The organism is Mycobacterium sp. (assembly GCF_032159775.1).
Lineage (GTDB): Bacteria > Actinomycetota > Actinomycetes > Mycobacteriales > Mycobacteriaceae > Mycobacterium.
This window is the reverse complement of record NZ_JAVHWK010000211.1, coordinates 1-12340: the sequence shown is the minus strand read 5'-3', so window position 1 is coordinate 12340 and position 12340 is coordinate 1. Positions and strand designations below refer to the sequence as shown.

Sequence of the window (12340 nt, the reverse complement as noted above, 5' to 3'; positions counted from 1 at the left end):
TCTGCTTGAATGCCCCCGACCACCGCTTGGCCCCGACGCTGACCCCGCAGAGATTCACCACGGCGTCGACGCCGCGCACGGTGTCCGGGTCGAACTCGCCCGTGTCGGGATTCCAGTACACCTCGTCGGCGCTCGACGGTGCCCGGCGGACGATCCGCATGACGCGGTGATCCGCCGCGCGCAGTGCAGACGTCAAGGCAGAGCCGATCAGTCCAGACGAACCCGCGATCGCTATCACGGAATTGGGCACAGCGGCGTCTTTACAGGCCCAGGTCGGCTTCGAACGCCGCCTCTTCGAGGCGCCGCTTGATGGTGGTCAGGAACCGTCCCGCGTCCGCACCGTCGACCAGCCGGTGATCGTAGGTCAACGGCAGGTAGCACACCGACCGCACGCCGATCGATTCGTTGCCGTTGTCGTCGACCACTACGCGCGGCCGCTTGACGATCGCGCCGGTACCGAGCATCGCCGCCTGCGGCGGCACCAGGATCGGTGTGTCGAACAACGCGCCCTGACTGCCGATGTTGGTGATGGTGAAGGTGCCACCGGACAGTTCGTCGGGCTTGAGATTGCCTGACCGGGCACGCGCCGCGATGTCGGCGATCGCCCGGGCCAGGCCGGCCAGGGACAGGTCGCCCGCGTTGTGCACGACGGGGGAGAGCAGACCCTGATCGGTGTCGACCGCGAAGCCGAGGTGCTCGGCGTCGTAGTAGGTGATCTCCTTGGTGTCCTCGTTGTAGCTGGCGTTGACGTTCGGGTGCGCCTTGAGCGCGTCGACGACGGCCACCGCGAAGAACGGCAGGTACGTCAGGTTCACGCCCTCACGCTCAGCGAAGCTAGCCTTGGCGCGCGTCCGCAGCGACACGATCTTCGTCATGTCGACTTCGTGGGTCTGAGTCAATTGCGCTGTGGCTTGCAAAGATTCGCGGGTTTTCTTCGCGGTGATCTGCCTGATGCGGTTGGCCTTCTGCGTGGTGCCGCGCAGATGTGCCAGTGCAGAGGCCGGTTCCGCCTTCGCGGCGGGTGCCGGTGCCTCCTTGGCCGCCGGCGCCTCCTTTGCGGGTGCCTTCTTGGCCTCGGCCGCGGCAAGCACGTCCTGCTTCCGGATGCGCCCGCCGACGCCGCTGCCCTTCACCGCCCCAAGGTCGATGTCGTTCTCGCTGGCCAGTTTTCGCACCAGCGGGGTGACGTACGGCGCGCCGTCACCCGATGGCTCGGAATCGGCCTGCGGCTTAGGCTTCGGCTCAGGTTTGGCCTCGGGCTTGGCTTCTTCCTTCGGTTCGGGCTTCGCCTCTTCCTCGGGTTCCGGTTCGGGTTCTGGCTCCGGCTCGGGTTCTGGCTCGGGCTTGGCTTCTGGCTCGGGCTTGGCTTCTTCCTTGGCTTCTGGCTCGGGTTCGGGTTTTTCGGCGGCCGCCGCCCCGGCGTCGCCGATCTTGGCCAGCTCGCCACCGACGGCGACGGTGTCATCCTCCTCGGCGGTGATGCTGATCAGCGTTCCCGCCACCGGTGACGGGATCTCGGTGTCGACCTTGTCGGTGGACACCTCCACCAGCGGGTCGTCGACCTCGACACTGTCGCCGACCTTCTTCAGCCAGCGCGTCACGGTGCCCTCGGTGACTGACTCGCCGAGCTCGGGCATCAGCACCGGGGTCGCGTCGCCCCCACCAGACGAGGCGGCCGGCTTCTCGGGCTCCGGTTCGGGCTTCTCCTCGGCCTCGGGCTCCTCTTGCTCCTCGGCGACGGGCGTGGATTCCGCGGCCGGCTCCTCTGCTGGCTTCTCCTCTTCGGGTTCTTCTGCGGGTTCCTCGGACTTGGGTTCCTCGCCGCCTCCGCTGTCCTCTCCCTCGTCGCCGATCACGGCCAGCTCGCCGCCGACCTCGACGGTGTCGTCCTCCTGGGCGACGATCTTCTTCAGCACGCCAGCCGCGGGGGACGGGATCTCGGTGTCGACCTTGTCGGTGGAGACCTCGAGCAACGGTTCGTCCAGCTCCACCGTGTCGCCCTCTTGCTTGAGCCACCGGGTGACGGTCCCCTCGGTGACGCTCTCGCCGAGTGCCGGCATCTGGACGGAAGTTGCCATGTCTGTTGACTCCCTCGAACGGTTGGTCGTCACGGGTCGAATGCCAGTTCCCATCCTGTCATGTCGAGCCCGTGCGCTCGCCCCAGACCTGCACACCTTTTGCTCTGGCACTATCGATAGAGGCGGAGCGTGGCAGCTCCGAAAGGAGTACGGCCCAGTTGGGACTGTTAGGCAGGTTTCGGCGCGGCGGGTCTCGGCGCGGCAGCGGCGGCAATGACCCCGCCGCCGACCTGGCATACATGCGGCAGTGGGTCGCCCAGCACGCGGGTGTCGAGGCATTCGTGGAGCCGAAGACCACGGTCACCGAGCTCACCGTCGTGCTGGTAGCCGGTGACGGCGAATGGACACGGCGTCGCGCAGGCGGCGATGCCGGGGCCAGGCGGCTGAGCGAGCGTCTGCAGATCCCGGTGTACGACGTGCAGAAGGTCGGCTATCCGCAACGCATGCGCGACCACGATGCCCGCCGCCGCATCGAGCGGGAACGCGCCGCTCGGCGGGAGCTGGAGGACCGTTAGGGTCTCGACCATGGGGGACACGATCACCGAGCGGTTCGTCGACAGTGTGGATGGTGTTCGCATCGCCACATACGAGCAGGGCAACCCCGACGGGCCGACGCTGGTGATGGCGCACGGCTGGCCCGATTCGCACGTGTTGTGGGACGGCGTCGTCTCGCGGCTGTCCGACCGGTTCCGGATAATTCGATACGACAGCCGTGGTGTGGGCAGTTCATCTGTCCCCAAACCGGTTTCGGCATACACGATCTCCAAGCTGGCCGACGACCTCGGCGCGGTGATCGCCGCAGCGGGCCCAGGGATAGCCGTCCATTTGCTGGGCCACGACTGGGGGTCGGTAGCCGCCTGGGAGTACCTCAGCCGGCCGGGTGCCGACGACCGGGTGGCGTCCTTCACCTCGGCGTCCGGGCCGGGCGTCGCCCACTACGGCGGCTACATCTTCGAGAGCCTTAGGCGTCCCTACCGGCCGGTGCGCTTCGCCCGCGCGATCGACCGGATCCTGCGGCTCACGTACTGGTACCCGTTCGCGGCCCCCGTCGTCGCGCCCGCGGTCTTCAAGGGACTGATGCGGCGCAGCGCCAACGGACTGCTGACCGACGGCGTGCCCGCCGAACAGCGCTACCGCAGTGAGACCGCCGCCGCCGACCTCGTCAACTCACTGAAAATCTATCGCTCGCTGGCCGTCTCACCGCCGACGAAGTTCCCCGCCGACCGCTACGTCGGCGTGCCCGTGCAGTTGATCGTGGCCGCCGAGGACCCGGTGGTGCGCCCGCACGGCTTCGACGACCTGTCCCGCTGGGTACCGCGACTGTGGCGACGCGACATCAACGCGGGTCACTGGTCGCCGATGTCTCATCCACAGGTGCTGGCGGCGAGTGTCGCCGAACTTGTCGACTTTCTCGAGGGCAAGCCGGCCACCCGGGCGTTGTCACGCGCACAGGTCGGCCGCAAACGCGACGACTTCGGCGACACGTTGGTGTCGGTCACCGGCGCGGGCAGCGGCATTGGACGGGAGACTGCGCTGGCCTTCGCGCGGTCGGGCGCCGAACTCATCGTCAGCGACGTCGACGAGGCGACCGTCAAGGAAACCGCCGCCCTGATCGTCGATAGGGGCGGTGTCGCGCACCCGTATGTCGTCGATGTGGCCGACGCCGAAGCGGTGGAAAGGTTCGCCGACGAGGTGTGCGCCGAGCACGGCGTGCCCGACATCGTGGTCAACAACGCGGGCATCGGTCAGGCGGGGGAGTTCCTGAACACCCCTGCCGAGCAGTGGGAGCGGGTGCTGGACGTCAACCTCGGTGGTGTCGTCAACGGCTGCAGGGCATTCGGGAAGCGTCTCGTCGAGCGCGGCACAGGCGGCCACATCGTCAACGTCGCTTCGATGGCGTCGTACTCGCCGTCGAAATCTCTGAATGCCTACTGCACATCGAAGGCCGCCGTCTACATGTTCTCCGACTGTCTGCGTGCGGAGCTCGACGCCGCGGGTATCGGACTCACCACCGTGTGCCCGGGCACCATCGATACCAACATCGTGCACACCACCCGCTTCGACGCCCCTGGCCGCTCGGATGAAAGCATCGAGAGCCGTCGCGAGCTTCTCGAGAAGCAGTTCAGGCGGCGACGTTTCGGACCGGACAAGGCGGCGAAGGCCATTGTTTCGGCTGTCAAGAAGAACAAGCCGATCCGGCCCATCACCCCGGAGGCCTATCTGCTCTACGGCACGTCTCGGGCGCTGCCGCAGGCGATGCGCAATGCGGCCCGCGTCAGGCTGGTGTAGCTCTAACCGTTTCGAGCGACGTCCTCGAGCACCGCGAACATTGTCCGAGTCGGCACCCCGGTTCCGCCCTTGCCGGTGTAGCCCCACGGGCCGCCGGTGTTGTACGCCGGGGCCGCGACATCGATGTGTGCCCACGCCACGCCGTCGGCGACGAACTCGCGAAGGTAGGTGCCGGCGACCAGCATGCCCGCGTACCGCGAGCCGCTGACGTTGGCCAGGTCTGCCACCGTCGACTTGAGGTCGTCCTTGAGTTCATCGGGAAGTGGCATGGGCCAAGCGTTTTCGCCGACCTCCTGGGACAGCGCGGCGACCCGGTCGCGGAATTCGTCGGAGCCCATCACCCCAGGCGTGCGGGCGCCGAGCGCGACGGTTTGCGCACCGGTCAGCGTCGATGTCTCGATGAGGTAGTCGGGGTCGTCCTCGCAGGCCCGTACGATCGCGTCGGCGAGAATCAAGCGTCCCTCGGCGTCGGTGTTGAGCACCTCGACGGTGATTCCACCGTATTGGGTGAGCACGTCGCCCGGCCGCTGGGCAGTCGCCGACGGCATGTTCTCGGCCATCGGCACGGTGGCGATCACGTCGATGGGCAGCTTCTGCTTGGCCGCGAGCACCACCGTCGCGATGACGGCAGCCGCACCGCCCATGTCGGACGTCATGTGGTGCATGTTGGCGGCCGGCTTGATGGAGATGCCGCCGGTGTCGAACGTGATGCCCTTGCCGACAAGGGCGACCCTCTTGCCTTTTCGCTTCGCTCCCCGGTGCGCCAGGCGGACCAGTCGCGGCGGGCGCGACGAACCCTTTCCGACGCCGATCACGCCGCCGTACCCCGCCTTGGCCAGTGCCTTGTCGTCGAGAACCTCGACTTCGAGTCCGGCGTCCTCACCCAAAGCCTTTGCGCGCTTGGCGAACTCGTCGGGAAAGAGGTGCGATGGGGGGGTGTTGACCAGATCGCGGGCGGTGGCGACGGCGGTCGCGATGTCGGTGGCGCGCTCGGCTTGCGCCTTGGTCTTGCCCTTCGTGTCCGCCACCAGCGCGGTGATGTCGCGCAGGCCCTTGTCTTTCGGGGCGGTCTTGTCACTGCGGAAATTGCTGAACCGGTAGGCGCCGAGGATCAATCCCTCGACGGCGGCCTCGAGGTCGATATCCGACAGTGTGGTGATCACCGCCTCGGTGCCGTTCAGTGACCGGGCGGCGACCCCGGCGGCACGCCGGATCAGGTCGGACGGCCACGCGTCGCGCGGCTTGCCGAGACCGATCGCGAGCACACTGCCAACGGGAAGGGACGGCGCGACCACCCGTGTCACCTGGTCCGTGCCGCCCTTGGCGCCCAGCGACTCGAGGGCGACCTCGATCTCGCCGATGGCCTGGTCATCGAGGAACGGGTTCGCGACGACGGTCGCTGTGCCGTCGTCGTCGCCTCCGCCGACCACGGGCACGATCAGCACCGTTTTGTCGGCCTTGCGCTTGGGCAACGACGAGCTGACGGCGACGGTGGGGGCCTGATATCCAGTATTTGCAGGGCTCACGACCGTTGAGCCTATCGGTCAGCGAGACACGTGCAGGTCATAGGCCGTGACCGGGTCGTCGAAACCCTTGAGGGTCAAAGGTTCCTGTGCAACTGCGGGCCAGTCGGCCAGCTCGTCGCGGACGGCCGACGTGGCAAGGATCTGTCCGGGCTCGGCAGCGGCGACGAGCCGGGCGGCCAGGTTGACCGAGTTGCCGAAGTAGTCGCCGCCGACGGCCAGCACCGTGCCGTAGTCGAGACCGGCGCGGACCTGCATCTGCGCCTCTCGGGCCTTCGGGTGATCGACGAGATCCACGGCCGCCTTGGCCAGTCGTTCGGGCGTCGAGCTGACCCACATGACCTCGTCGCCGATGAACTTCACCACTCGACCGCCGTCGGCGTGCACCACATCGGTGACGGTGGCACTGAATTCACTCAGCAAGCCCGACAACTCCGCTGGTGTGAGCTGCTGGGTCAAAGCCGTGAAGCCCGACAGGTCGGCGAAACCGATGCCGCACACCACAGTTTCCGACGCATCGCGGAGAACGCCCTCGAAATGGGTCCTGGCGCTGATCAGGTGATGGCGGTGAACGGCATCGATCAGTGCTCCGATGCGGGGAATGAACTCCGCCACCTGTCGGTATGCCTGCGCGGTGATGAGTTCGTCATGACTGTGGGTCATCTGAAGGTCGGGCGAGCGGGCACGGACAACGGCCGACTCGGCTTCGGCAAGGCGTGCCATGGTGGCGCCGAGGACCCGCAGAAAACCGAACGCGCCGTCGTCGGTCATCAGGTTCTTCATCGCCACCCAGGTCGCGAGGCCGTCGACATCGGCCTGGCTCAGGGCGACCTCGTCGGGGCCTGCGACGGTGAGGCCGAGCACGGCCCATGCGGTTGCGATGTCGTCCAGAGGCACACCAAGCACGTCGGCGGCCGTCCGCAGGCTGTGGATCGGGCGGCCGGACCGCTGCAGAGCATCACCGGCAAGACCGAAAAGGCGGCCGCGGCGCTCAGCCTCGATCATTTCCTCTGGCGTGAAGCCCAACGTGTCCAGGTATTCGATCAGCGCGGCACGCTCGTGTGCGTTGGCGATGCCTGCGGCCTCCAGCGCCTCGAGATCGACCACCCACCGGAGTCTGCCAGTAGCGTTGCCGCGATTAGGGTTGAATCCCGTGAGCGAAATCCAGCACGGCCCGCTAGAGGAACGGCACCGTCAGCTCGGCGCCAGTTTCGCCGAGTTCTCCGGCTGGCTGATGCCGGTCGCGTATGCGGGCACCGTGGGCGAGCACACCGCCACGCGTACCGCTGTCGGTCTGTTCGACGTCAGCCACCTCGGCAAGGCGTCGGTCCGCGGTTCCGGTGCGGCCGAGTACGTCAACTCGACGCTGACCAACGACCTCGGCCGGATCGGCCCCGGCAAGGCGCAATACACGTTGTGCTGCACCGAATCCGGCGGTGTCATCGACGATCTGATCGCCTACTACGTTTCGGATGACGAAGTGTTTCTGGTCCCCAACGCCGCCAACACCGCGGCCGTCGTCGCCGCGCTGGGCGACAAGGCGCCAAGCGGGCTGACCATCACCGACGAGCACCGGTCGCGCGCGGTCCTCGCCGTACAGGGACCCAAATCGGCAGATGTTGTCGGATCGCTCGGGCTGCCGACCGATATGGACTACATGGGTTACGCCGACGCCGACTTCAACGGCGCCGAGGTGCGGGTGTGCCGGACCGGATACACCGGTGAGCACGGGTACGAGCTGCTGCCGGCCTGGGACGACGCTCCTGTGGTGTTCGATGCGCTCGTCGATGCCGTGTCCGGCGCCGGCGGCCAACTGGCCGGCCTCGGCGCCCGCGACACGCTGCGCACCGAGATGGGCTACCCACTGCACGGCCATGAACTGTCGCTGGACATCTCGCCATTGCAGGCGCGGTGCGGCTGGGCCATCGGCTGGCGCAAGGATGCGTTCTGGGGCCGCGAAGCTCTGCTGGCCGAGAAGGAGGCGGGGCCCAAGCGGCTGCTGCGCGGCCTTCGCGCGGCGGGCAGGGGCGTGCTGCGGCCCGACATGACGGTGCTCGACGGTTCCACTCCGATCGGGGTGACGACATCGGGAACCTTCTCTCCGAGCTTGAAAGTCGGCATCGCGCTCGCCTTGCTCGACACCGACCGCGACATCGCCGACGGGCAGCGAGTCTCGGTGGACGTACGCGGTCGCGCCGTCGAGTGTGACGTCGTGAAACCGCCCTTTGTGGAGGCAAAAACCCGGTAGCGCCCGGATATACAATCGGCGCATGACCGAGCACCTCGAGTTCACCGTCGATCGCAATGCGAATCCGGCGAGCGACGAGGTACGTGCGGCAATTCTGGCGAATCCGGGATTCGGCCGCCATCACACCGACCACATGGTGTCGATCGACTACATCGACGGCAAGGGCTGGCACAACGCGCGGGTCATGCCGTACGGCCCCATCGAGCTCGACCCCTCGGCGATCGTTCTGCACTATGCGCAAGAAGTGTTCGAGGGGCTGAAGGCCTACCGCTGGGCCGACGGTTCGATCGTGTCGTTCCGCCCCGAAGCCAATGCCGCACGGCTACGCACGTCGGCGTGCAGGCTGGCCATCCCCGAGCTGCCCGACGAGGTCTTCATCGAGTCGCTGCGCCAGCTCATCGCTGTCGACGGCGAATGGGTGCCTCCGGCGGGCGGCGAGGAATCGTTGTATCTGCGGCCCTACATCTTCGCCACCGAGCCAGGATTGGGGGTGCGGCCGGCGTCCGAGTACCGCTACATGGTGATCGCGTCACCGGCGGGCGCGTACTTCCCGCGTGGCATCAAACCCGTCAGCGTGTGGCTGTCACACGAATACGTGCGTGCCTCACCGGGCGGCACCGGTGCCGCGAAGTTCGGCGGCAACTACGCGGCATCGCTTCTGGCGCAGGCCGAAGCCGCCGACAACGGTTGCGATCAGGTCGTGTGGCTGGACGCCATCGAACGCCGCTATGTCGAAGAGATGGGCGGCATGAACCTGTTCTTCGTGTTCGGCAGCGGCGGTTCGGCCCGCCTTGTCACACCGGAGCTCAGCGGCTCGTTGCTGCCCGGTATCACGCGGGATTCGTTGCTGCAGTTGGCAAATGACGCGGGATTCGCCGTCGAGGAGCGCAAGATCGACGTCGACGAGTGGCAGAAGAAGGCGGCGGCGGGCGAGATCACCGAGGTCTTCGCATGCGGGACCGCCGCGGTGATCACCCCCGTGTCGCACGTGAAGTACGGCGACGGTGAATTCACCATCGCCGACGGCGAACCGGGCGAGATCACGATGGCCCTGCGCGACACGCTGACCGGTATCCAGCGAGGCACGTTCGCCGATACCCACGGCTGGATGGCACGGCTGAGCTAGCTTTTGACTAGCCGATCGCCAGGCCGACGGCGGCAACCGTCGTCGTCACCTCGATCGCGGCGCCGAGTACGTCGCCGGTGATTCCGCCGAAGCGACGCACACAGTGCACCACCAGCACTGCGCTGCAGCCGAGGGCGACCAGCACGACCAGCGGGCCCTGCCACGGTCGAGGCCCGGCCAGCACCGCCGCCCCTGCGACCGCGACGGCCCACGCCGCTATCGCCGCAACCGGTTGGCTGCCCGCGACCATCGCGCCCAGCGTGCTGCCGTCGGCCGCAGGCACCGATCGGCGGCAGGCCGCGACGGCGGCGACCCGGCCCGCCGTCACCGCGGCGATCACCGCGATCGCGCTCAGTTCGGCGAAGGCCAGCCCCTGCACAATGATCACGACGACAATCGCGGCCACACCGAACGGGCCTGTTCCGCCGTCCCGCATCACCTGCAGCGCCCGCTCCGGCGGGCCGTAGCAGCCGAGGCCGTCGACGGTGTCGGCCAGCCCGTCGATGTGCAGGCCCCGGGTCGCGATCAGCAGCGCCGTCACCGCAAGCACGCCGGCCAGCGGGTTGGCCGGCCCGAACGCCTGCGACGCCGTCCACACCACCGCGGCGGCCAACGCGCCCAGCGCCACGCCGACCACCGGCAGAGCCGTCAGCACGCCCCGCCCGACCCCGGACCCCGCGCGTAGCGGCAGAACCGTTCCGAACGCGAACGCCCCTGTGACCGAACGGATCACGACGAGACGCTGGCCTCATCGAAGGTAGCCATCGACCGCAATGTGGCGATCGCAGCGCGGACGACCGTCAGTGCCACCGCTGCGCCGGTGCCTTCGCCGAGACGCATCGACAGATCGACGATCGGTTCGAGTTCGAGCTTCTCAAGGGCCAGCGTGTGCGCGGGTTCGGTGGAACGATGACCTGCGCGCCACCAATCGCGTGCGCCCGGCGCGAGCACGTCGGCGATCATCGCGGCGGACGTCACCACCACGCCGTCGAGCAGCACCGGCGTCCGGCGGACGGCGGCCTGAGCACAGAACCCCGCCATCGCGGCCAGATCCGCGCCGCCGCACACCCGTAGCAGCCCGAGCGGATCGGCCGTCAGCCCGCGGCCGCGGTAGAGCGAGTCGCGAACGGCCGCCACCTTGCGCGACCATCCGGCGTCGTCGATACCGGTGCCCCGGCCGACCACCACGACCGGTTCGGTACCGGTCAGTGTGGCGATCAATACCGTTGCCGCGGTGGTGTTTCCAATACCCATGTCGCCCGCGATCAGCAGGTCGGCTCCCGCATCGACCTCCTCGTCGGCGATCCGGCGGCCTGCGTCGAGCGCGGCCTGCGCCTCGTCTGCCGTCACCGCGTCCTCGACAGCGATGTTGCCGCTGCCCCTGCGTACCTTGTGCGCGCCGATCGACGCGGAAAGTGGCTCGTCGACGTCGACCGCGATGTCCACAACGCGCACGGTCGCGCCGGCGGAATCCGCCAGCACGTTGATCGCTGCGCCTCCGGAGTCGAAGTTCGCGACCATCTGCGCGGTGACCTCCGAGGGGAACGCCGACACCCCGGCGACAGTTACGCCGTGATCGCCCGCGAACACCACCACCCGCGCGCGTTGGAACTGCTTGGGCGGGCACACGCCTTGGCATGCAGCCACCCACACCGACAGCTCCTCGAGGCGCCCGAGCGAACCGGCCGGTTTCGTCAACGTGTCCTGGCGGGCCCGCGCCTGCGTGGCGACCTGGGCGTCAGGAGCGGCGATGTGTGGGAATTCCGTCACGATGGCTCCTTCACCCTGACGGGCTGGCCCGCGACCACCAGCACCACTCGTTCGCACAGTTGCGCCAGCCGCTGGTTGAGTGCGCCGAGTTCGTCGGCGAAACGGCGGCCTGCAACCGTTTCGGGTACGACGGTCAGGCCCACTTCCGGGCTGACCAGCACCAGGTCGGACTGGTATCCCGCGACGGCGTCGAGGAAGTCGTCGACATCGGCTTCAACGGACCCGCCGGCCCATGCGTCGGTGCGGTCCATCGCCGCGGTCAGCCACCCGCCGACATCGTCGACCAATGTGGGCAGCGAATCTTCGGTGCGCAATTGCTTTGCCGCATCAAAGGTTTCGGCGGTGGACCAGTGGCCGGGCCTGCGCGCGCGATGGGACGCCACCCGCTTTGCCCAAGCGTCGTCGTCGGCGACGGGTCCGGTGGCGAGATACCGAACCGGTACCTCGGCGCCCACGGACTGCGTGATGACGGACTCGGCCCACTCGGATTTGCCCGACCTGATACCGCCGAGCACCAGAATGCGCACCGGTGGCTCAGGTGACCTTTTCGCCGCGGTTGACCCGCGGCCGTGGTGCGCGCATCCGGCGCAGTTGGGAGGCGCGGCTGGCCGCGTAGAAGCCGAGCTTCCAACCGCCCTCGGTGTGGTCGGGATATTTCTCGTCGACAAGCCGATTCACCTTGCGGCCCAACAAGAGTCCGTCGACGATCATGATCCCCATCAGAATCAGCATCGCAGGGGAGATGTAGTACTGCACCTGCGGAACCGCCAGCATGACGAAGATCAGCCCCAGCGCCGCAGGCATGAAGAGGCCGAGCACGCTGATGCGGCGGGCGTCCACGATGTCGCGCGCGAGCGCACGAACCGGACCCTTGTCGCGCGGCAGAAGGTAGGCGTCGTCGCCTGCCATCATCCGTTCGCGCCGCTCCGACATCGCTGCGCGCCTGGCCACCTTGTCCTCGCGGCGTTCATCGCGCGACAGCTTCGGCCCGCGCAGCTCCTTGCGCCTGCGTCTTGCCTCGGCGGTGGTCATCGGGGCCGGAGCGATCGGGCCCCTGCGGCGCGACGAATCCCGCTTCGGTGTCGGCCTGCCCTTCGGTGCCGTCGCTCGAGAAGCCTTGGTGCCGGAGTCGCTGTCGGCGGTCGCCTCGACGTCGTCGGCGGCTTCAGCGTCGTCAGGTGGCGGGTTGTCCTTCTTGCGCCCCAGCAGGTTCACGCCCGCCAGCATAATCTGCTGTGATGACCGGCTCGGACGGCCTCCGCGTGCTCATCGCCCCCGACTGCTTCGGCGACAGCCTCACCGCGGT

General features: G+C 68.0%; 12 protein-coding genes. 4 read left to right on the top strand and 8 right to left on the bottom strand.

All coding sequences use genetic code 11. The features are described from left to right. Together QOJ24_RS26755 and sucB are read right to left on the bottom strand one after the other, a co-directional pair. The coding region (locus QOJ24_RS26755) for an NAD-dependent epimerase/dehydratase family protein (protein ID WP_526266619.1) at positions 1 to 250 on the bottom strand (250 nt) is incomplete at its 3' end. 10 nt (positions 251 to 260) lie between these two features. Then, positions 261 to 2078 (bottom strand): 2-oxoglutarate dehydrogenase, E2 component, dihydrolipoamide succinyltransferase, encoded by a 1818-nt coding sequence (gene sucB / locus QOJ24_RS26750; protein WP_526266617.1) that lies wholly within the window; start codon positions 2076 to 2078, stop codon positions 261 to 263. Between the two features lie 158 nt (positions 2079 to 2236). Between sucB and QOJ24_RS26745 the strand changes: the two genes are divergently transcribed. Further along, on the top strand, positions 2237 to 2593 hold the full coding sequence (locus QOJ24_RS26745) for an oxidoreductase (RefSeq protein WP_526266615.1): 357 nt from the start codon (positions 2237 to 2239) through the stop codon (positions 2591 to 2593). 10 nt (positions 2594 to 2603) lie between these two features. Beyond that, positions 2604 to 4367, top strand: coding sequence for an SDR family oxidoreductase (locus QOJ24_RS26740; RefSeq protein ID WP_526266614.1), 1764 nt, complete (start codon positions 2604 to 2606; stop codon positions 4365 to 4367). Positions 4368 to 4369: 2 nt separating this feature from the next. On the opposite strand, the gene QOJ24_RS26735 is transcribed toward QOJ24_RS26740, so the two are convergent. Beyond that, complete coding sequence (locus QOJ24_RS26735; RefSeq protein WP_526266612.1) at positions 4370 to 5893, bottom strand: leucyl aminopeptidase; 1524 nt, start codon at positions 5891 to 5893, stop codon at positions 4370 to 4372. 18 nt (positions 5894 to 5911) lie between these two features. Then, the gene (locus QOJ24_RS26730; RefSeq protein WP_526266610.1) at positions 5912 to 6997 is read right to left on the bottom strand and encodes an adenylate/guanylate cyclase domain-containing protein; all 1086 of its coding nucleotides are present in this window, start codon (positions 6995 to 6997) and stop codon (positions 5912 to 5914) included. 46 nt (positions 6998 to 7043) lie between these two features. On the opposite strand from QOJ24_RS26730, the gene gcvT reads away from it, so the two are divergent. Together gcvT and QOJ24_RS26720 are read left to right on the top strand one after the other, a co-directional pair. After that, positions 7044 to 8138 (top strand): glycine cleavage system aminomethyltransferase GcvT, encoded by a 1095-nt coding sequence (gene gcvT / locus QOJ24_RS26725; protein ID WP_526266609.1) that lies wholly within the window; start codon positions 7044 to 7046, stop codon positions 8136 to 8138. A 22-nt stretch (positions 8139 to 8160) separates the two neighbouring features. Then, positions 8161 to 9264, top strand: coding sequence for a branched-chain amino acid aminotransferase (locus QOJ24_RS26720; protein ID WP_526266607.1), 1104 nt, complete (start codon positions 8161 to 8163; stop codon positions 9262 to 9264). Positions 9265 to 9271: 7 nt separating this feature from the next. Here the strand turns inward: QOJ24_RS26720 and QOJ24_RS26715 are convergent, their stop codons facing one another. From QOJ24_RS26715 to QOJ24_RS26700, 4 genes are read right to left on the bottom strand one after another with little or no spacing between them, the layout of a single operon-like run. After that, positions 9272 to 9997 carry an adenosylcobinamide-GDP ribazoletransferase gene (locus QOJ24_RS26715; RefSeq protein ID WP_526266605.1) on the bottom strand — a complete coding sequence of 242 codons (726 nt, stop codon included), beginning with the start codon at positions 9995 to 9997 and terminating at the stop codon, positions 9272 to 9274. Continuing rightward, the gene (gene cobT / locus QOJ24_RS26710; protein WP_526266603.1) at positions 9994 to 11034 is read right to left on the bottom strand and encodes a nicotinate-nucleotide--dimethylbenzimidazole phosphoribosyltransferase; all 1041 of its coding nucleotides are present in this window, start codon (positions 11032 to 11034) and stop codon (positions 9994 to 9996) included. Before cobT ends, QOJ24_RS26715 begins: the two co-directional genes overlap by 4 nt. Continuing rightward, positions 11031 to 11561: a bifunctional adenosylcobinamide kinase/adenosylcobinamide-phosphate guanylyltransferase gene (locus QOJ24_RS26705; RefSeq protein WP_526266602.1), complete on the bottom strand. Its 531-nt coding sequence runs from the start codon at positions 11559 to 11561 to the stop codon at positions 11031 to 11033. Before QOJ24_RS26705 ends, cobT begins: the two co-directional genes overlap by 4 nt. Positions 11562 to 11568: 7 nt before the next feature. After that, positions 11569 to 12249 (bottom strand): DUF3043 domain-containing protein, encoded by a 681-nt coding sequence (locus tag QOJ24_RS26700; RefSeq protein WP_526266600.1) that lies wholly within the window; start codon positions 12247 to 12249, stop codon positions 11569 to 11571. Positions 12250 to 12340 lie beyond the last annotated feature (91 nt).